22 protein-coding genes are annotated in these 19,779 nt (G+C 65.5%); 6 read left to right on the top strand and 16 right to left on the bottom strand.

Translation table 11 applies throughout. From position 1 onward, the window contains the following. Positions 1–125 precede the first annotated feature (125 nt). From VIF40_RS21565 to VIF40_RS19145, 3 genes are read left to right on the top strand one after another with little or no spacing between them, the layout of a single operon-like run. Positions 126–731 carry a CHAT domain-containing protein gene (locus tag VIF40_RS21565; RefSeq protein WP_414684833.1) on the top strand — a complete coding sequence of 202 codons (606 nt, stop codon included), beginning with the start codon at positions 126–128 and terminating at the stop codon, positions 729–731. Continuing rightward, positions 728–1,612, top strand: a complete 885-nt coding sequence (locus VIF40_RS19150; protein ID WP_331939114.1) for a hypothetical protein — start codon at positions 728–730, stop codon at positions 1,610–1,612. Before VIF40_RS21565 ends, VIF40_RS19150 begins: the two co-directional genes overlap by 4 nt. Continuing rightward, positions 1,519–2,094: a hypothetical protein gene (locus tag VIF40_RS19145; protein WP_331939113.1), complete on the top strand. Its 576-nt coding sequence runs from the start codon at positions 1,519–1,521 to the stop codon at positions 2,092–2,094. Before VIF40_RS19150 ends, VIF40_RS19145 begins: the two co-directional genes overlap by 94 nt. A gap of 319 nt (positions 2,095–2,413) precedes the next feature. On the opposite strand, the gene VIF40_RS19140 is transcribed toward VIF40_RS19145, so the two are convergent. Next, positions 2,414–2,728, bottom strand: coding sequence for a hypothetical protein (locus VIF40_RS19140; RefSeq protein WP_331939112.1), 315 nt, complete (start codon positions 2,726–2,728; stop codon positions 2,414–2,416). Between the two features lie 178 nt (positions 2,729–2,906). Between VIF40_RS19140 and VIF40_RS19135 the strand changes: the two genes are divergently transcribed. Then, complete coding sequence (locus VIF40_RS19135) at positions 2,907–3,905, top strand: phospholipase D-like domain-containing protein (protein ID WP_331939111.1); 999 nt, start codon at positions 2,907–2,909, stop codon at positions 3,903–3,905. 89 nt (positions 3,906–3,994) lie between these two features. Here the strand turns inward: VIF40_RS19135 and VIF40_RS19130 are convergent, their stop codons facing one another. From VIF40_RS19130 to VIF40_RS19065, 14 genes are all read right to left on the bottom strand, one after another. Further along, positions 3,995–5,302: a glycosyltransferase family A protein gene (locus tag VIF40_RS19130; protein WP_331939117.1), complete on the bottom strand. Its 1,308-nt coding sequence runs from the start codon at positions 5,300–5,302 to the stop codon at positions 3,995–3,997. A gap of 67 nt (positions 5,303–5,369) precedes the next feature. After that, entirely contained in the window at positions 5,370–5,744 is a 375-nt protein-coding gene (locus tag VIF40_RS19125) for a hypothetical protein (RefSeq protein WP_331939110.1), read from the bottom strand. A 36-nt stretch (positions 5,745–5,780) separates the two neighbouring features. Continuing rightward, positions 5,781–6,494, bottom strand: coding sequence for a lytic transglycosylase domain-containing protein (locus VIF40_RS19120; protein WP_331939109.1), 714 nt, complete (start codon positions 6,492–6,494; stop codon positions 5,781–5,783). A 23-nt stretch (positions 6,495–6,517) separates the two neighbouring features. Continuing rightward, a complete protein-coding gene (locus VIF40_RS19115; protein WP_331939108.1) occupies positions 6,518–6,892 on the bottom strand; it encodes a hypothetical protein in 375 nt (124 codons plus the stop codon). Positions 6,893–7,088: 196 nt separating this feature from the next. Continuing rightward, complete coding sequence (locus VIF40_RS19110) at positions 7,089–7,547, bottom strand: hypothetical protein (RefSeq protein WP_331939107.1); 459 nt, start codon at positions 7,545–7,547, stop codon at positions 7,089–7,091. Continuing rightward, the gene (gspM, locus tag VIF40_RS19105; protein WP_331939106.1) at positions 7,544–8,095 is read right to left on the bottom strand and encodes a type II secretion system protein GspM; all 552 of its coding nucleotides are present in this window, start codon (positions 8,093–8,095) and stop codon (positions 7,544–7,546) included. The genes VIF40_RS19110 and gspM overlap by 4 nt, the downstream gene beginning before the upstream one ends. A gap of 4 nt (positions 8,096–8,099) precedes the next feature. Then, positions 8,100–9,140, bottom strand: coding sequence for a PilN domain-containing protein (locus VIF40_RS19100; protein ID WP_331939105.1), 1,041 nt, complete (start codon positions 9,138–9,140; stop codon positions 8,100–8,102). Between the two features lie 5 nt (positions 9,141–9,145). Continuing rightward, complete coding sequence (locus VIF40_RS19095) at positions 9,146–10,099, bottom strand: hypothetical protein (protein WP_331939104.1); 954 nt, start codon at positions 10,097–10,099, stop codon at positions 9,146–9,148. Then, entirely contained in the window at positions 10,096–10,887 is a 792-nt protein-coding gene (locus VIF40_RS19090) for a prepilin-type N-terminal cleavage/methylation domain-containing protein (protein ID WP_331939103.1), read from the bottom strand. Before VIF40_RS19090 ends, VIF40_RS19095 begins: the two co-directional genes overlap by 4 nt. A 6-nt stretch (positions 10,888–10,893) precedes the next feature. After that, positions 10,894–11,337 carry a prepilin-type N-terminal cleavage/methylation domain-containing protein gene (locus VIF40_RS19085; protein WP_331939102.1) on the bottom strand — a complete coding sequence of 148 codons (444 nt, stop codon included), beginning with the start codon at positions 11,335–11,337 and terminating at the stop codon, positions 10,894–10,896. Next, on the bottom strand, positions 11,327–11,779 hold the full coding sequence (locus VIF40_RS19080; RefSeq protein WP_331939101.1) for a prepilin-type N-terminal cleavage/methylation domain-containing protein: 453 nt from the start codon (positions 11,777–11,779) through the stop codon (positions 11,327–11,329). Before VIF40_RS19080 ends, VIF40_RS19085 begins: the two co-directional genes overlap by 11 nt. Further along, complete coding sequence (gene gspG, locus VIF40_RS19075) at positions 11,757–12,242, bottom strand: type II secretion system major pseudopilin GspG (protein ID WP_331939100.1); 486 nt, start codon at positions 12,240–12,242, stop codon at positions 11,757–11,759. The genes VIF40_RS19080 and gspG overlap by 23 nt, the downstream gene beginning before the upstream one ends. Beyond that, positions 12,239–13,441: a type II secretion system F family protein gene (locus VIF40_RS19070; protein WP_331939099.1), complete on the bottom strand. Its 1,203-nt coding sequence runs from the start codon at positions 13,439–13,441 to the stop codon at positions 12,239–12,241. The genes gspG and VIF40_RS19070 overlap by 4 nt, the downstream gene beginning before the upstream one ends. 4 nt (positions 13,442–13,445) lie before the next feature. Further along, positions 13,446–15,113, bottom strand: a complete 1,668-nt coding sequence (locus VIF40_RS19065; RefSeq protein ID WP_331939098.1) for a GspE/PulE family protein — start codon at positions 15,111–15,113, stop codon at positions 13,446–13,448. A gap of 207 nt (positions 15,114–15,320) precedes the next feature. Between VIF40_RS19065 and gspD the strand changes: the two genes are divergently transcribed. Both gspD and VIF40_RS19055 read left to right on the top strand, forming a co-directional pair. Further along, entirely contained in the window at positions 15,321–17,699 is a 2,379-nt protein-coding gene (gspD, locus tag VIF40_RS19060) for a type II secretion system secretin GspD (RefSeq protein ID WP_331939097.1), read from the top strand. Positions 17,700–17,965: 266 nt separating this feature from the next. Beyond that, complete coding sequence (locus tag VIF40_RS19055) at positions 17,966–18,607, top strand: RNA polymerase sigma factor (RefSeq protein ID WP_331939096.1); 642 nt, start codon at positions 17,966–17,968, stop codon at positions 18,605–18,607. 61 nt (positions 18,608–18,668) lie between these two features. Here VIF40_RS19055 and VIF40_RS19050 read toward each other — a convergent pair whose 3' ends face one another. After that, positions 18,669–19,724, bottom strand: a complete 1,056-nt coding sequence (locus VIF40_RS19050; protein ID WP_331939095.1) for a tetratricopeptide repeat protein — start codon at positions 19,722–19,724, stop codon at positions 18,669–18,671. Positions 19,725–19,779: the final 55 nt, after the last annotated feature.

The following is a 19,779-nucleotide window of genomic DNA, read 5'->3' as shown; positions in this document are numbered from 1 at the left end:
CCACCTTCGCTTTAAACGCCGGAGAATGTGTCCGGCGGCTCTTCTTCGTCATCGAATGCTCCTGATTCGCAGCGAGAATCCTCGCCGCTGTCAGGCAGAAAATCCACTCACGCTAATGTCCGAATTTGCGAGGCCGGCTCTCACTTAAATGGCTCCGATCGCGGGGTCACAACGCCGCAGCAATTGGCTCAATCGCGCTCGTTCTGAAGGAACATGACGCGATCTCCGAGAACGCCGTCGAGCCGTCGGACGGCGCGGGCCAGCGAAGCCGCCTCGTCGGCGCGGCGCAGGCGTTCTTTGCTCGCGGGATTCCGAACTATATCGGCGCCGGCTGGCCAGTCGACGATTATTGGGGGCGTGTTTTCGCCGAGCAATTCTACTCGCGCGCGCTCGGCCTGTCGACGAAGGCCGGCGCCGCCGCGCGCGAGCCGGACACGATCGGCAAAGCTCTGCTCGGCGCTCGCAGAACGACCTTTCAGATGAGCGGCGACGCTTGCGCGACCTGGGCCGCCTATCAGCATTACGGACGCGCGCAGGACCGGCTTCTCGCGAGCGCCGGCGCGCCGCATCCGAACTCCGATCGACAGGCGTCGCCGCCGGAGGAAAGCGTCGCGGCCGCCGCTGCGGGGCCCCCGCCGACGAGGGTCGGCAAGAGGGCGACAAAGGCGCCGAGCTGGTCTATTTCAATGGCGTCGACGCCGAAACCGGACGCTACGCCGTCGCGCCGATGACTGTCGCCGCGCTCGGCAAGATCGCGCGCGCGCGTCCCAATGTCGGGGCCTTCGCCGCGACGCGCGGCGAGCAGGCGCGCAGCTTCGGCCTGCCGCCCGGCGTCGATTATGGGAAAATCGAGGAGGCGGGCTGGGGCGTCATCTTCTTCGAGGAGGCTCCCCGAGAAGTGGTGGACGCGCTGAAGCCCTTGCTAGATCGCCGCAAGGCGCAAGCGGGCGCGCTGTTCAAGACTTTGTCCTACAGGCGCGGAGAGGAGACACGAGACTGGCGTCGCCGCTACAATGTCACCCCCGGCTCGCTCGACCCCCAGGCGGTTCCCTATTATCTGCTCATCGTCGGGCCACCCGACCAGATTCCCTTCGAGTTCCAATATCTCCTCGGCGTCGACTTCGCGGTCGGACGGCTCACCTTCGACCAGATCGCCGACTACGAACGCTATGCGGCCTCGATCGTCGCCTATGAGGAGCCGGGCTCCGCTCCGATCAATGGCAAGGAAGTCGTCTATTGGGGCACGCGCCATCCGGGCGACGAGGCGACGGAGCTCAGCGCGACCGAGTTGGTGACGCCGCTCGCCCGCGGCGTCGCTGGCGCGACGCCGCGCCTCGCAAAGCCAGTGAATGAAGAATGCGCCTTCGTGGAGCGCCTTCTGCCGGTGACGACGCAACCAAAGCGGCCCTCATCGCGACGCTGCGCGGCCCCAAGCCGCCGGCTGTCTTGTTCACCGCCTCGCATGGGATGGAGGTGGGCAGCGGCCAGCCGCGCCAGCACGAAATCCAGGGAGCGCTCTTGTGCCAGGATTGGCAAGGCTTCGGCCGCATCGGCCCCGACGCCTATCTGGCCGCCGCCGATGTGCCGGACAACGCCAAGGTTCATGGCCTGATCGCCTTTTTCTTCGCCTGTTTCGGCGGCGGCACGCCGGACCTGGACCAATTTCTGCTCGACCCGGAACAGGCCGGCCGGCTGCGGCCGCTGGCGCCGCAGCCCTTCGTCGCCGCGCTGCCGCAAAGGCTGCTGGCGCATCCCGAAGGCGGCGCATTGGCGGTCGTCGCCCATATCGATCGCGCCTGGGGCTATTCGATCCGGCCGCCCAAATCCACGGCCGCGCAGATCGGCCCATTCCGCGAAAGTCTCCATTATGTGATGCGCGGCGAGCCGGTGGGACATGCGGTGAAGGACCAGTTCGGCGGCCATTTCGCGTCGCTGTCGACGACGCTGCTCAGCGCGGTGTCGCCCAGCGCCGCGGCGTCGTCGCGCATGAGCGACAAGGATCTCGTCGCCTATTGGCTGCAACGCAACGATGCGCAGAATTACGTGACATTGGGCGATCCCGCGGCGCGGCTGCGGGTCGCCGATTTGACTTGACCACCGATTGGAGCCGATCGTCATGACCGAAACTGTTCTCGCGAAAATTTCCGACGCCGTCCGCAACGCCTTCGCGCCTGTCCTGCCGGCGGTCGCCGCCGCGCGAGCGAAGCTCTCGGCCGATGCGACGGTGATCACTGTGCGCCCCGGCTACGCCTATCCGGCGACGGGCGCGCCAATTCCCGCCGTCGTCGTCGCCGTCCAGCCTGGGACGGCGACGCAGCACGCCTCCGCGCTCGCCACGGAGCTCGGCGTTCCGGTCGTGATCGCGGATGCGACGGTCGAAGAACAGCTCGCGAAGGAGGAGGCCCCTGCGCCGTCATTCGGCGCGCCCGGGGCGCCGACTTCCGCTTTCGAGCGTCTCATCGTCGGCGACGAGGCGCTCGTCTTCGCTCCGCCGAAGACCGGCTCCTACACGCCGCCGGAGCCGCCGAATCTGCCGCTCGTGAAAGAACGCATGCAGCTCACCGTCTGCGTCAGTCCGGAGGCCGGCTGGAGCGAGCTGGAGAGCTTTCTCGGCGAGACCGGCAAGCGTCTCACCGTCGCCATGTATCAATTCACCGCGCCGCATATTTTCGACGCCGTGAAAGCCGCTGTCGCGCCAGCGGGGCGCGACTTCGAGCTCGTGCTCCATCCTGTGCCCGAGAAGCCGCCGTCCTCCGGAGTCAAGGCCGATGATCTCGAGGAAGTCGCCGGCGTCGTCGACCCTCTTTCGGAGACGCTGAAGTCGCGCTTCGAGCTCGCCTGGGCGACGCTGCATTCGCGCGCGCATCCGGACGTAATGGGCCTCCGCCTATCACATCAAGGTCGCGGTGCGCGACGGCGGGGCCGTGTGGTGCTCGAGCGGAAATTGGCAATCGTCGAACCAGCCGAACATCCACCTCTTCGGCCCGCGACGCGATCGGCCGCCCGTCGGCTTCCAGCGCAAATACAACCGCGACTATCACGCGATCATCGTCGATCCGAAGATCGCGTCGATCTTCGAGGGCTATATCGCGCGCGATCACGATCTCGCCGCGGCGCAGGCGGCGGCGCCGCAGCCAGGCCCCGAACCCGATCTCTTCGTTCCCGAAGAGCCCGAAGCGCCGCCCGCCTTCGCGCGGCCGCCGCGCTATTTCGAGCCTTTGCGCCTCGATCGCGAAGTCTCGGTGCAGCCGCTGCTGACGCCCGACAATTACGCCGAACATACGCTCAAACTGATCCGCTCGGCGCGCGAGAGCGTCAGATTCCAAAATCAATATATCAATTTTCGCGGAACGAACGAGGATTTCGCCGAGTTCAAGCTGCTGGTCGGGGCGTTGAAGAGCAAGATCGACGCGGGCGTCGACGTGCGGATCATCTGCCGCGATCTCATGAAGCAGGAGAACCTCGATATTCTCATCGCGCTCGGCTTTCCCAAAGAGGTGTTCCGCTTTCAGCCCGCCTGCCACAACAAGACGATCATCGTCGACGGCAAGCGCGTCATGTTCGGCAGCCATAATTGGTCCAACGAGGGGGTAAAGACGAATCGCGATGCGAGTCTCGTCTTCGACGATGAGGAAATCGCGCAATATCTCGCCGAAATCTACGATTACGACTGGGACAATCTGGCGACCGCGCATCCGGCCGCGTCGCGCATAGCGGCGACCCGACGCCCGCCGGAATGCGGCGTGTTTCCTTTTCCGCCGTGTATGATGATTGAACTTGGCGCTTCGCGCACGGTGTCGTTCGACGAACGACACCGGGTCACGAGCCTGCGCATCGACCTCGTTCGCCGCTTCGCTCGATTTCGCGCAGCTTTCGTCGCAAGCCCGCGAAATCCCTTTCGATAGGCGGACACCGGCTCTTCATCGCGACCACTGACTGACCGACAGAAATTTACCGGATATCGACGAAAGCAGCCGACAATGCGGATCGGATATCAGAAATGCCAGAGCCGATCGCCGATCTTCGTCATCGCCGTAAGGCTCATCGAGCGGCCCGCCGTCAGGAAAAATTCGGCGAAAGGTCGTATCCAGGGTCGCGGCGCCCGTCTTTTCACCTGGACTCGCCGCTTGCTGCTGCGCTTCACGCTCGTCGATAAGTGTTCGAACCAGTCCATGCCGAGGCAGGCGCGAATTGAATCCGCCCGCGTCTCTAGTCGCGTTTCGATATATCGCACGAGGCTCTCGAACTGCTGAAAATCCGGATGGTCCACATAGGATTTTTGTAGGCAAACGAGCGCGCTGACATAGCGGTCCGCGCCGACGCGCTCCGCGAGTTCGTCAACATGGTCGATCAGACGATCCACGACCGCGCGCCAGGCGAAATACTCGGCCCTGAAAGCCTTGAAAGGCGCCGCGCTATGGACTCCGCAGAGTTCCGCGTGGCTCGCGAATCCGTTTCCGCCGTGGATTCGGTAAATGGTGAGGGGCGCATCGATGAGCGCGGCGCCGTTCAGCAGCCGCACGCCTTTGTTCAGATAAGTATCTCCGTGGAATCGAAGATCCATGAGAGGGCCATCGCCGAGAAGCAATGTCAGGGCGTCTCGTCTGAAACAATTCCCCGACGTCGGCGCATAGACCCAGTCCTCCGAACCGAGCGGGTCCACGAAGTGGACGCGAGATTCGACATCGTCGAGCGGCGCGCGCTCGAATGGCCAAAAGTCGCACGCGACGGCATCGATGCGACGCAGGCGCTCTTTGCGCAATCCGCGCCCTGACGCGACGTAATCGCTGATGGTGGTCCAGGACGATCTGACGATGCGACCATTGATCGCTTGGAACATATCCGACGAGGTGAAGCCAACCGCGATCCGTAGCGAGAGATGAACGTAGAGATGCGTCTCGACGAAGGCTGGAAGGAACATATCGTCGGCGTCCAAAAATACGACATATTCGCCAAAGCTGGCCGCGAGGCCCGTTCTGAACGCGGTTGTCTGCCCCAAATTTTCCCTGTGGCAAATAATGCGAACATGCGGTTCGTGGCGACGAATGCTCTCCAGGACGATATCGCTATCGTCGGTCGAGGCGTCGTCGACGATGATGCATTCGATGTGCGGATAAGTCTGAGCGAAGACCGAATCCAATGCTTCGCGCAGGAATCGCCCATAATTGTAATTGGTGATGATTATGCTGACTAACGGCAAGAGGCCTGCGAGATCGTGGCCGGACGCACGCGGGTTCGAAAGATGGCGCATTTTGTTGTCGCCATCTTCTATCTTCTGAAATTGCGCAAAATTTTCCAACATGACCAACTCTACCCTTCAGATTGCCCGCGCCCGGATCGCGTCCGGCGTCCATGCGAGAGCGGCGACTTCAACGTCGCAACATCGGCGATCCGGCGTTGACCGTCGGCTCGCGATAAGGGACGGCCGAAATTCCGAAGTTCCGTCCATACTGCTGGCGTATGGCCGGCAGGTTGACGACGCCGGTCTTCAGGTCGGACGATCGAGCGTCTACGGGAGGAGCCTCGATGATCGGGCGGATGCGCTCGACGTCGCGCCTCAGCCGTCGATTGAGGCAACCGAAAGCCAGATCGCCGCCGATTTGAACGTCGACGCAGGTTCCATCCACAGTCGTCGGCGACGCTCCGCCGCCGATAATGATTTCTCCGTTCGGCGTCGTGAGGTCGTTCGCATGACACGGCGCGACGAACGGCATCATCAGTATAGCGATACCGAGATATCTCATGTTTCGTCCCTTCGAACGATTGAAATGATCGAGGCCTCACCGCAACCGCACAGCGTTTGCGTTCGCTTGTATGACGATATGATCGAGGCGCGTGTTGATCGCGTCGAAATCGGGCTCGGCGTGGCTAGACGCCGCGAGACAGTTTCGACGACATCCGGCGCCGAGCGCCGAGCCGAGGCGAGACGGCGCCGCGTCGCCGAAGGTGGCGATCGGAACGATTCCGGCGACGCGATAGCCACGCGCCATCAGCTTGGCGCGCACGGCGAGGCAATAATCGACGGAGCGATGCGAAAAGCGCGTCTCTCCATGGCCTGCGCGATATTTCATGACCGCCGTGCAGAGATCGCCGCCAGCGAGCCGCCAGGCGCCCGCTAGATATTTCACGCCATAGCGAATATTGGTCTCGGGAACGGCGAGCCCCTCCATCCGACCTTCGAATCCCAGCGCTCGCGCCGTCGACGGCAGCACTTGCATGAGCCCGATCTCGCCGACCGAGCCTAGGGCGTTGGAATCATAGCCGCTCTCGACGGCCATGACGGCGTCGGCGATCTCGCCCGGCATTCCGGCGCGGCGCGCTTCGCTTTCGGCCAGCGCGCGATAGACGGCGGGCGAGCCTGGCCGCGCCGCCGCCGCTTCCGGCGCCTTCGCCGAGCTTCGATTGCTCGTCTCTTCGGCCGCGAGAGGCGAGGCGACCGAGAGCGCGCCGAGCGTCGCCGCAGCGAGCAGGCGAGCGGCGCGCGCCTCGGCCACGCTCCGACGATGCCTCCCGCCGCTCAATTCTTCGCCTGCAGCGATAGTTTCAAATGCAGCGGCTGCGACATGTCGGCCGGCGGCGGCGCGCCCACCTCCTGTCGCGTCAAAAGCGCGCGTAACGCCTCCGCATCCGCCGGATCGAATCCCTCCAAATCGACGCGCTCGACCGTCCCGTTCGCCAAAATCCAGACACGCGCCACGATGGTCGACGGCGAGGCGTTCTGCTGCGAGCGCGCTTCCAGGGACATTCGCAGCCGGCGGGTCTGCTCGCTGTCCTGGCCGAGCCAGTCCTGAACCCGACGCCCGACGAGCAATGCGTAATCCCGCCATGCGGCGGGAGCGCCGTCCGCCGAGTGGTAGGCGGCGGCCTGCGCCGGCGTGGCTCCGTGGAGCAAAGCGCTCGTAGCGAGGATTCCGAGTCCGAGCCGTCTCGCGAGAGCTTCCGTCAATCTATAGAGCGGCGCTCGTATGTGTTGCGACATTGCGACTCTCGTCGTCTCGTGAATATGCCCGCATGCGGGCGCGATCTATTCACGAGACGATGCGCGAGAGCCAAACCCGAAGCGTCACCATAAAAATTCTTTCGAAAGTTTAGCGCTGCGCATTCGTGCGCGCGGTCTTCGTCGTGACGCGCCTCGTTTCGAACATGGCGAATGTCTTGCTGCGCTCATCCTGCCCAAAAATGATCCGCGTCGGCTCTATCCGTGTTATTTTCCAACCATTTATATCGTCACCGACACGAGCGGAGCGAACCTTGTCCATCGGATTGGGCCGGATGAAAGCGCGCGTTCCTCGCGCATCGGTCAGCACGCCGAGCAGCACGACGGCCGGCGGCTCGGGCGGGGGCGGCGGCGGCTCGGCCTCACGATGCGCCGTCGGGGTCGGCGGCGGCCGGCGGCTCGGTGTGAACAATGGGCGGTCGCGCGTCGCGGCAAAACGCTCGAGCGGCTGGCGCGCCAGCGGATTGGCGTCGACGCGGGCCGGCGTCTCCTGCGCGGGGACATGCGAGGCGGCGAGAAGGGTGAGAGCGACGAGCAGCGAGCGTCTCATGACGCCGTCCGGCGCCAATGGGCGCGAAGGTTCAAGGTGACGCGCAAAAACGGCTGCGAGCCGCCGCGTCGCGCCCCGTCGAGCGGCTGGAGGGAGAGCGCCTCGACGAAAACATAGGGCGTCCCCGCCTCCAGATCATAGATGAGCGCCTGAAGCGCCGAGAGCTCCATGTCGAAGGTCGCCTGTAATCGGACGGCGTCGGCTGCCTCCTTGCTCGTCGTCGGCGGCGCGTTGGACGAGGCCAGAGCGGCGTGCTGGGCCGCGACGAGGCGCGTGACATAGGTCTGCAATTGCGCGCTGGCCAGCGCCGCCGTCGGCGCCGCGAGAAAGGCCGCCTCGGGCGCGACGGCTCGGCCGCCCGTTCCCCCGGCGCGCTTTTGCGCCGCCTCGAGCCGCGTCAGCGTCTCGCGATGCTGGGCGTTCTCCTCGGCGGCGCCGCTCCGCACGCCGAGCGCGAACAGCGCCCCCGCCCCGCAGACGATGACGAGCGCCGCCAGCGCGCCGAGGGCGGCGCCCTCTTCACGATCGAGCCGAAGATCGAGCCGCATCGCCTCATCCTCCCGTGAGCGCGAGGCGCGCCGCGACATGCGCCTCTATGCTGAAAGTGAAGAGCCTGCCGTCCGGGCCGCGCGTGGTCGGCGCATAGAAGCGCACCTGCGACAATGGCCCGGAGGCTTCGAACGCGGCGATCAACGCCGGCGCGTCCTCGGCGAGGCCGACGATCCGAAGCTTATCGGCTTCGAACCGGAGCTCGGTCAGATAAGCGCCGTCCGGCAGGCTGCGCGACAGGGATTCGAGGAGATGAAGGGCGGAAATGGATGTTTCCTTGCGCACCCAGGCGCGCTCCTGCGGGGGGAGCGCCGCGATGGTCCGCGGGTCCGCGCCAGCGCGCGCCTGCTTCTGCATCGTACGGGCGCGCGCCGTCAGCGTTTCGTTCTCGTCTCGAAACGTGGTCGTCGCGATCGTGGCCCAGAGGCCGGCGACGGCGCAGACCGCCACAAAGCCCGCGACGCCGCCGCCGATGGCGAGGCGCAGGCGGCCCCGGCCTTCCGCCGCCTGCCGCATGTCGCGCGACCACAGGACCACCGGAGCCTCGCCGCCCTGCCCCGTGACGACCCGGTCGACCGTGAGGCCGCGAGCGGCGAGTTCCGCGCAGGCCGCATCGACCTCGCTGCGCGAGACGATCGACACGCGCACGTCGAGGCTGCCCGGCTGCTCGCCGGGCGCGGCGGCCAGCCCGTAGACGATCTGCGCGACCGGCCAGGGCGACAGACGTTCGAGCCGATTGTCGACCACGCCGCGCATGAACTCCCGCGCTTTTTCCGGCAGCGCGATGCGGCGCGTCACGATACGCTCCTTCGGCCATTCGAGCACGACGCTTTCTCGGCGCGCGCGGCGTCGGATGTCCTCGGGAAAGGCGCTCGCCTCCGCGGCGACGAGAACCGGCGCGCCCGGGTCCGCCGAGCGAATGCGAAAGCCGTCTGTCTCACGGGCAATGTAGAGGGCGCCGCGACCGCGCCAAATCTCACGCAGACGTTCCGCGAATTGCGCCAGCACGTCGATCCAATGAATGAGGAAATCGGCGACGAACATGAATTTCACTCGAAAAATCGGCGTTCGCCGACGTCGATCGGCGTCCGCTGCTGCTCGAAGGAGAGAACACGATAAGGCTGTCTATCCTTCGGCAATATGACGATGACGGCTTCCGCCGCCGCCGCATAGCCGTCCGTGAGGGCGACCGTCATCCGCAGCCGCGCGACCGAACGGGTCGCGAGCTTCGCATAGCGGGCGGTCGGTCCGAGAATCCGCTCGACCCGCGCCGGCTCGCTCGGCGAAACGCTTCGCGCTTCGAGAATCTGCTCGACTTTGGCCGCGGTCATCTCGGGCAATGCGCGCAGGATCTGCGGCGGCGCCGTCGCAGCGTTCACCGTCTCCGCGCCGAACACGGTCACATAGGGGGCGACGAGGCGCGCATAGTCGGGCGTCACGGCGGGGATCTGGGACAATTGATCGACATTGGTGAAGACCTGCTCGAAGTCTCGCTTGTCCGGCGGCTTCTCGCCCTGCTGCGGCTTCGCCGCGCCGGCGCTCTGGCCCTGCTGCGGCGGTGGTTCGGCAGCCTCTCGCTGAGCGGCTGTCGGCGCCTGGCCGTCGCGCCAGAGCACGATGGCGCGCGCCACCTCGCCGGCGTCGGGCGCGCCGACCTCGGCGAGCAGCGAAGCGAAAACCTCCATCGGCGCCCTGTTGATGTCGATCCTGCCGAGCTCATCGCTGAGCCGCACGCGCGCGACGCCGGTCGAGAGGGAAATGCGCGTCTCGGTCGGCGTCAACGGCCGCCCCTGATAGCTCGCGAGAAGGTTCGCCCCCGCTTCCATCCCCGCGGTGAACAGCGCCTCCGCCTGCACGCGATCCCGATTGACGGCGAGAACGCCGGCGAAGCCGCGAAACCCCGCCCCCGCCGCCATGGCGAGCGCCGAAAGCAGCGCGATCGTCCACAGCACGGCGACGAGCACGACGCCGCGTCGCGGATCGAGGCGGGAGCGGACTCTCATGTCGGCTCCCTCGGCGGTTCTTGCGCTTTCTTCTCACTTGGCGCCGCTGTCTTGCCGGGCAGGCAATCGGACGTCTCTCGCGAGCAGGCGGCAGGCGCGTCGGCCCATAGGATAAACTCCGCGCCGGCGACGAGATTTGCGCCGGTTACCGGATCGGCGAGCCGCAGACGCACGACACGCGGCAATTCGGTCTCGCCCGTCCAACTGTCGGTCCAGACGAGGTCGCCGCGCGCGCCCATGCGCGCGAAGTCGAACGACATATCGTAACGGCCTTCGAGCAACACTACTGCGTCTCCCGCCGCCTCGGCGAGAAGGCCGGCGCGCGGCCCCAGCCAGACGGAGCGCCGGCGCACCAGCCGCGTCACGCCGTCGCGCAAAGGCTCGACATCGAGGGTCAGCGCCTCCTCCGGCGCAGCGCGGGCGCCGACAGCGCTCCCGGTGACGAAGACGATCCGCCCCGGCCCGCCCGAGAAAGCGACGGGACGCGCCTTCTTGTCCTTGTCCTTCGGAGCCGGGCCACGGTCGGACGGCCGCTCGTCCCTTTCCGCGGCCCCAACGACAAAGCGCGCCGCGCCAAAATCGCGCGACAGACGATCCAACGCCAGCGCGAAACGCTCCGCCTCGGTCACGCCGATCGCCCCGCGATCGAAATAGAGCGCGACATGATGGATGAGCGCCGCCGCTCCAAAGATGATGGCCGCGGCGACGGCGAGCGCGGCCAGCGTCTCCACCAGGGTGAAGCCGGCGCGACGCTCTTTTTCGCCCAGGAAGCGGCCTCTCGCCATCATGCGCCCCTATTGCTGCTTCGCGAGACGGATCGTCTCCGCTGCGACCGACTGCCCCTCGCCCCAGGAGACGCGCGCCTCGATGCGATAGGCCGCCCATTTCGGCGCGTCCTTCTCGTCCTCCGCCTTTTCCTTCGCCTCCTCGTCCTTGCCGGGAGGGGGGCCGTCGAAAACAGGCTTATCGAGAAAGATAGGCGTCGCCGCGATCCGCCAGCGAAAGCCGCCGGTCTCCCCGTCCCGCGCCTTTGCTCCGCCCTCGCGGTCGAACGGCGCCTCGATGAGCGAGCGTAAGAGAAGCGCCGCATTCACCCGCCCCTTGCCGCTCGCCAGAATGCGACGCCCTTGAAAAAGATGCGGGCCGAGCGCGCCGGCGAAGGCGACGAGCACAGCGAGAGCGACGAGCGCCTCGATGAGCGTGAAGCCCGCGCGCGGGCGCTTCGCGTCACGGCGCATGGATCGACACGCCTCCGGTGAACCAGTCGATGCGCACCTCGTAGCGGACGCTTTCCCGCTCGAAGGCGAGCGCCGCTCCGGTGGATGCGCCATCCGGCTCGAAGCGGACGACCGGCCGCAACGGGCCCGCGCCGCCTTCGACGCCGAGCAGCGCCACCGCGACATCGGCGGGCACCGCCACGGAGCCGCCGCTCTCGCCGCGCAGCGCGCGCTTTTCGCCGTCCAGCGCCACATGCCGGGCCCTGCCGCTCATCATCGCGCCGAGCCGCTCGCGCCGCAGCAGCGCCGCCACGTCGATCGCGAGCGCCTTCAGCCGCGCCCGGCCAGAGCTCGGCGCCAGCGTCACGGCGAGAGCGGAAATCAGGGCGATGATCATCATCACCGCCATCATTTCGATCAGCGTGAAACCCGCCTGTCGTTCAATGATCCGCATTGGCGACATTGGGATGTTCGATGTTCGAAATATCGGCCGCGGTTCCCACACCGCCCTCCTGGCCATCCGAGCCTAGGGACATGATCTCGTATGGCGGATAGTGGTCGACGGGGAAGCGATATTGGTAGGGCTTGCCCCAGGGATCGTTGGGAACGCGGCCGCCCTTCACATAGGGACCGCTCCACACGTCGACGTCGCTCGGACGCTCGACGAGAGCGACGAGCCCTTCGGAAGCGGAGGGATAGCGGCCGGCGTCGATGTAGAAGAGGTCGAGCGCCGAGGCGAAGCTCTCGATCTGTAGCTTCGCCGTCTTGACGCGCGATTCCCCGAGATAATTCAGCACGCGCGGGCCGACGAGACCGAGAATGAGGCTGATGATCGTCAGCACGACGAGCATCTCGACCAGCGTATAGCCGGGACTCGCGGCGCGCAGCAGGCGTTCGGCGCGCTTGGGCGAACATTTCCTATTCATAGGGCGAGCTCCGTAATGCTGAGAAGGGCGCTCATGATCGAGACGACCAGCGCGCCGACGATGACGCTGACGAAAATAATCGCGACCGGCCCGATCGCTCCCATGAGACGATCGAGACCGAGGTCCAGTCTGTGCTCGTAGAACTGCGCCGCATGGGCGGCGATCGCGGCGAGATCGCCCGTCTCCTCGCCGACGCGCAACATTCGGACGGCGAGCGAAGGCAGGAGGTTCGTCTCGGCGAGCGCCTCGGCAAAACGCCGGCCGCTGCGCACCTGCGCGAGCACTTTGTCGATCGCAGCGACCGCCTCCGGATCGGCGACGATGTCGCGCAGGATTTTCAATGTCGTCGGCAGAGACACGCCATTCCCGACGAGAAGACCGAGAGCGCTGACGATGCGCGTCGTGCGTCCATCCCGCATCGGTCCGGCCACCCCCGGCAGCTTCGCGAGAATCGCGATCAACCGGACGCGCGCCTCTTTGCGGCTGAAGATCAGCCACAGAAGAAAAACGAAGGCCACGCAGCAGGCGAGGAACGGATAGAGATTGGCGTGCAGCCAAGCGGAGGCCGCCAGCACGAAGGCCGCGCCGCCGTTGAGGCGATCACCGATGTCCTTGAAGACCGGCTCGAATTGCGGCACGACATACACCAAGAAAAAAAACAGGATGAGAATAGCGGAGCCGATGAGAAACAATGGATAGCGAATGGCGGAATTGATCCGCTCGCCGAGAAGCTCGTTGCGGGCGCGATCCTCGACGATCGCGCTCAAAACCGGTTGCAGCCGGCCTGACGCCTCGCCCGCGCGGACCATTGCTACATAGGCCGGTTCGATGATGGTCGGATGACGTTCGAGCGCCTCGGCGAAACTGTCGCCCGCGGAAATCGTCGAGCGAAGCGACTCGGCGAAGCGGACCATAGGTTTGCTCGCGTCTTCCGCGAGCGTCTGGAGTCCGGCTTCCAGCGTCAGGCGGGAGCCGATCAGCAGAGCCAATTGCCGCAGGAAGATGGTGACGTCGCGCGCCGGCGGACGGACGTCCCGCGAAAGAGCGGCGATCCGCCCTGCGCTCACGAGTTCCGCCTCTATGGGAAGATGCCCCAGATATTCGATGCGGCGAAGCACTTCCTCGCGAGTCGGGGCGTCGACTTGGCCCGAGACCATCTCTCCGGTCGACGTCACTGCGCGATAGCGAAACTGCGGCATGGGATCACACGCTCATGGTGACGCGGAAGACTTCGTCGATCGTCGTCAGTCCGGCGCGGCATTTCGCGACGCCATCCTCGGTCATGGAGGTCATGCCTTCGTTCCGCGCGACCGCCTCGAGCTCGGTCGCATTCGTCTTGGGTCCGATCGCGGCGCGCAACACGGGCGAAGCCTCCATGACCTCGAACACGCCACGGCGGCCGCGAAAGCCGGTGAAGCTGCACCATTCGCAGCCCTTGGGACGATGCAGAATATCGCCTTCCGCGAAGCCGAGCGTGGCGTAGCGCGCGTCGTCGACGAAATCCTTCGCGGTGAGCGCATGGGGCTGCTTGCAATCGGGACAAAGGATGCGCACGAGGCGCTGGCCGACGATCGCGCGCACGCTCGAGGCGAGCAGAAAGCTCTCGATGCCCATGTCGATGAGGCGGGTGATCGCGCCGGCCGCGGTGTTCGTATGCAGCGTGGTGAGCACGAGATGGCCGGTGAGCGCGGCATGAACGCCGATATGCGCCGTCTCGGCGTCGCGCATCTCGCCGACCATGATGACATCTGGATCTTGACGCAGGAAAGCGCGCAACGCCATTGCGAAAGTGAGCCCGACGCCGGGATGAATCTGCGTCTGATTGACGCCGGGGATCTGATATTCGACCGGGTCCTCGATCGTGAGAATCTTGCGCGTCGGCTCGTTGATCTCGGCGAGCGAGGCGGCGAGCGTCGTCGTCTTGCCGGAGCCGGTCGGCCCGGTGACGATGATCATGCCGAATGGCGCCTGGAGATTGTGCCTTAAAATCCCGCTGTCGCGCCGTGTCAGGCCGATCTGATCGAGCGCGACGACGCCCGAGCCCTTGCGCAGAAGGCGGATGACCGCGCCCTCTCCATAAAGGGTCGGCATCGTCGCGACGCGCAGATCGATTTCGGCGCCGGCGACGACGATGCGCGCGCGACCGTCCTGCGGCAGGCGCCGCTCCGTGATGTTGAGCCCGGCCATGATTTTGAGGCGGGAAAGCAGCCCCTTGGCCATGGTCATCGGCGGAGCCTGCGTTGCTTTCAAGAGGCCGTCGATGCGCAGCCGCGCCTGCAAGGCTCCCGCGAACGGCTCTATATGGAGATCGGTGGCGCGCTGCTCCACGGCGAGGCGCAAAAGATCGTCGAGCGCGCGCACCACCGGCGCGCCGCGCGCCAGATCGCGCAAATCGTCGAGATCGTCGGAGCCGGCGGCGCCCTCGGCGATCTCCGTCGCGGGAGCCGTTTGCTCCCGGCCTTGCGCCGCCGCGAGAGCGGCGTCGATCTCGTCGGCGGTCGCCACGGCGATTTCCGCCTTGCGCTCCAGCGCGATCTCGATGGCGAGCAGCGTATCCGCCTCCACTGGCGCGGCGACGGCCAGCGTCAGACAGCCGCCGTCATGCGCGAAAGGAAACAGCCGCCCATCCTTCAAGAAGCGACGCGAGAGACGTTTGCCCGCGAATTCTTCGGCGGCGAGCTCGCCGCGCTTGATGCGCTTGCAGGCATAGAACTGCGCGAGCTCGTCGGCGAAGTCGGAAGGCGTGAGCCGCGTCAGGCTCGTCCAATCGATCTCGCCGGCCATGTCGCGGCCGCGCGCGCTTTCGAGCGCCTCCGGCTCGCGCAGGACGCCCTTGCGGGAAAGATGATCGACAAATGCGCTTTGAGACATGAAAAGCCGCCGTAACACATGGCATCGAGCAATCGGTCCGCAGTAGAGCCGCCGCTTTTGACGCCGTCGTGACGGTCGCGCTGTCAGACGCCCGACCACGGCCATGGTTTCGTTGCCTCTCTGTCACACAAGCATGCGATTCGACTTGAGCGCCAGCGAAGGCAGATGTTTGTTCGTGGTTGAATTATCGCGTATTGGAGTATTGTCGTGTTTTGTCGATCCACGCGCCGGCGCGCCGGCTCATTCGCTTCCACCGTCGGGCGCTGGCTGTTTGTGGCGCTGCTCGCGACGTCGCAGGGATTGTTGCAATCCTGCTCATCGCCAGAGCAATTGGCCGGCGTCGGCCGGGGCGACAGTGTCGACCCCATCCGTGTCGCCGATCTGACCGCGCGCTTTCCACTTCTCGCCGACCAGGCCCGCGGCGAGAAGCAAAGGCCCGCGATGCTCTTTCCTGGCTCGGGCCGCTCGGTAGCGGTAAAGACCGGCGAGACGCAGGGCGCCGCTCCGCCGAGCTCCGGCGCGGCGGAGCGCGGTGATGGCGTCGAGATCAATTTCGATCAAGCCGATGTCCAGACCGTCGCCAAGGCCTTGCTGGGCGACGCGCTGGGCCTGAATTTCGTCGTCGATGCGCGCATCACGGCGCCGATGACGCTAATCGCCACGGCGCCGATCGCACGCAAGGATGTGCTGGCGGCCTTCGAGAGCGCGCTGCGCATGTCCAATGCGGCGCTCGTGCGCGACCATGACGTCATCCGAATTGTGCCCATCAACGAGGCCAATGGCACGGGCCCCATCAATTTCGGCGCCGATCAGCCGGGCTTCGGCGTCACCATCGTCCCGCTCCGCTACACGTCCGCGGCCACAGTGGTGAAGGCCGCGGAAAACTTCGCGGCCCGCCCCAACATGATCCGCGCGGACACGGCGCGCAATTTCGTCCTGGTGCAGGGCCCGACGAACGAACGACACGCGATGCTGAATATGATCGCCGGCTTCGATGTCGAGTGGATGCGCAACCAGTCCGTCGGCGTCTATCCGCTGAAATCGACGTCGCCGGCGACACTCGCCCGTGAGCTCGAGCAAATTTTCGAAACCGGGGAAGGCGGGCAAGGTGCCGGCGCGGTGAAGTTCCAGCCGATCTCGCGCATGAACGCCGTGATGGCGGTGACGCAAAGTCCGCGGACGCTGGAACGCGTGACGCTATGGGTGCGGCGTCTCGATCGTTCGGACACGACGGGAACGACAGTGCGCATCTATCGTCTCGAAAATGGCAACGCGACCAAAATCGCCAAAATTCTCAACGAGATTTTCGTCGGCAAGGGCGCCGGATCGACGACGAGCGAATCCGCGACGAGCCAGATCGCGCCGGGCGCGAGCGCCGCGCAATCGAAGCTGGACTCGGTGTCCTCCGGCAGCGCTTTCGGCAATAGCAACAACTCCAACGGCTCCAATGCGCGTCAAGCCGGCGGCGCAGGGGCGGGCTCGGGCCAGGGCGGCGGCCAGATCGCCGCCTCCTTCGAGAATTTCAACGAGAAGAAGGACGCCGACGCGGAAGCCAAAGGCGACGCCACCTCGCCCGGGAGCCTGCCCCGCGGCGTCTTTCAGAATGTGCGGATAACGGCCGACGGCAGCAATAATTCGATTATCGTCTACTCCAGTCAGGACGACTATCACGTCATCGAACGCTCGCTGCGCGAGCTCGACAGGCCGCAATTGCAGGTGGCCATAGAGGCGACCGTCGCCGAAGTCTCGCTGACCGACCAGCTGCAATACGGGGTGCAATATTATCTCGGCAACGCCACCAGAGCCAATGCGTCGCAGGCCAATGCGTCCGCCGCGTCGACCTCGACATCGAGCTCGTCGACCGATACGAGCTCCAGCTCCTCCACCGCGAGCGCGGTGTCGAACCTCGTCCTCCAGCGTGTCCTTCCCGGCTTCAATCTGGTGCTCGGTTCGGAGGCTCGACCTCACCTCATTTTGAATGCGCTGTCGACGCTCACCAGCGTCAAGGTTCTGTCGGCGCCCTCGCTCGTCGTCGCCGACAATCAACCCGCGCTTCTCCAGGTCGGCCAGGAAATCCCGATCTCGACCGGTTCGGCGAATATTCTCTCGAACACCAACACCGTCGTCAATTCCTATCAGATGCGCGACACCGGCGTGATCTTGAAAGTCTGGCCGCATGTCCATGGCAATGGGACAATCCAGCTCGAAGTCGAGCAGGAAATTTCCAATGCGACGAGCACGAGCCTGACGCCGACCATCTCCCAACGGCGCGTGCACTCGACCGTTTCCGTGACGAGCGGCCAGACCGTGATGCTCGGAGGCATGATCAGCGAGCAGGATAACAGCACATTGGACGGCCTCCCGATTTTACGTCGCATCACCTATCTCGGCGATCTGTTCGGCAATACCGACAAATCCAAGAGTCGGCAGGAAATCATCGTTTTCATCAAACCTCAGATCATTCGCAACGGCTTCGACGCGCAAGGCGTCGCGGAAGAATTCCGCTCGCGGCTCGAGTCGATGCGCAGCGTGGCTGCCGTCGTGCCGGCCTCCGATCCGTCGCCCGCTCGTCGTATCCGCAAATGAACAGCGCTCTCGCCGCCGAACCTGCCGCTCGCGCTCGTCCGGGCCGTAGTCTCCTTCTATCCCCGCCTTCGCCCGCCGCCGTCGCATCGCCCGCAGACATGGGATTTTTGCGAAGATTTGCGTCACTTCCAGATCCTGTCGAAGGAATTTCATGAAACCGCGGCAAGATGCGAGCATGTCATTGCCGGGTCATTCGCCCGACCTATCCCCTTGGCGCATATTTGAGACATCGAGGCTCCCCGGCGTCGATGGAGGCGGAGCGTTCGATGACGATCGAAACCAGCCGCGCGACTCTGATCAATTTGCTTCTTACGGGTTATGAAGATCTCAAGCGGCGTCTGTCGCGCCGCCTGGGCTCGACGGATTTGGCCGCGGACGCTTTGCAAGACACGTTCTTGCGGCTGCATTCGAGCGTCGAGATCGGTCCGATCAAAAGTCCGAGAGCTTACATACTGCGCATCGCCACGCGGCTCGCCGCTGACCGGCGCAGGGCAGAATCGCTCGGCGGCCCGTCCGACACAGATCTCTCCTTCGACATCGTCGACGACGCGCCTGATCCGGAGCGTATCGTCGAGGCGCGTTCCGAGATCGAGGTGTTGAAGCGCGGCATGATGGAAATGCCGCCGCGGCGACGCGATATATTGCTGGCGGTCTCCATCGACGAAATCCCTTCCTCGACGCTCGCAAAGCGCTTCGGGGTTACAAAGCGCACGATTCAGGCGGAATTGAAGCTGGCGCTGATCCATTGCGCAAAGCAGCTCGATCGCGACATCGGCATGCGCATGCCGGCGCGACGAAACCGTGTCGCGCCCGAGCTTTCCGGCGACATGAATGGGAACGGCGAAGAGGCGGAGTGGCTCGAGGGCGACGACGATCCGCGCTTGCGCGCTCGCTTCAAAGACAAATGAGCGCTTGTCGTTCGACGGCTCTTCATTGGCTCCGGCGCTTCGGCCGACGCCGAGCGCCTCGCTATGACGCCTGCGCCAGGGCCGCGGCATGCCGGAGCGCAATCTCCGCACGATCACGCATTCCGATCGCTTCGAGCGCCGCGCCGAGCGCCGCATAAAACGCGGCCGGCTGATTCTGATCGAGGAGAATGGCGTGATGAAAGTGCGGGATCGATTCTTTCGGCGCGCCCGTTCTTTGCAGGGCCATCGCATAGGCGGCGCGCGGGGCGGCGTTCTGCGGCTCCAGCTCGATCGCCGCCTCGAATTGCGCGCGCGCGTCCTGCTCACGGCTCGCGGCCATATGAGTCTCGGCGAGCGCCAGGCGCGCCGACGCGAGCTTCGGATCGGCGGCGATCGCCTGCTCCAGCAGCTCCTCGGATCGGCGCAGATCGCCCGCGACGCGGCGAAGCGCGCCGAGATTGCAAAGCGTGAAGGCGTGCGTCGGCGCGCGCTTCAGGACGCACTCGAAAATGGCGGCGGCGCGGGCCAGGTCGCCGTCGCGCTGGCGCCGCGTTCCCTCTGCGAAGAGCGCGTCGCAGAGGATCGCCTCGTCCTCGGGCGACAGATCGTCGATCTCGCGCGTCTCTTCCAGCTCCACCTCGAGAGCCGCGGCGCGCGTCGAAGCCTCCGCATGGCCGGGCGAGAGCGCCAACGCATCAGCGATATTGTCTTTCTCGCGATCGACGAAGCCCAAACGATGAAAGGCGGCGGCGAGCGCGACATGCCAATCGGGATTGCGCGCATCGAGCGCGAGCGCCGCTGCGAAGGCCGCCGCCGCCGCCACCGGCCGCTCGTCGAGCAGCAGCACGCCGAGCTGCGCATGGGCCTCCGCATTGCGCGGATTGGCCTCGAGCGCCGCTTTGAAGAAGAGCTGCGCCGCTGACTTCTCCATGAGCCTGGCCGCGATCACGCCGCGCAGATGCGCCGTCACCTCGCGGGCGCTCGGCTCTTCGCTCAATGTCGCGAGAAGCACCTCGGCGCTGTCCAACCGGCCCTCCCCGATCATTTTTACGGCGCGGTCGAAAATGGCGCGGATATAGTCCGGATGCCGCGCTCCCGGAATGTGCTGCTGCGTCATATCACTCACCCGAATGCGATTCGATTGCACTGAAAAACGACATTCGCCGCGTCCG

Origin of the sequence: Methylosinus sp., assembly GCF_036560965.1 — a bacterium.
GTDB lineage: Bacteria > Pseudomonadota > Alphaproteobacteria > Rhizobiales > Beijerinckiaceae > Methylosinus.
The sequence above is the reverse complement of the archived record's forward strand: the minus strand, read 5'-3'. Positions and strand labels throughout refer to the sequence as shown.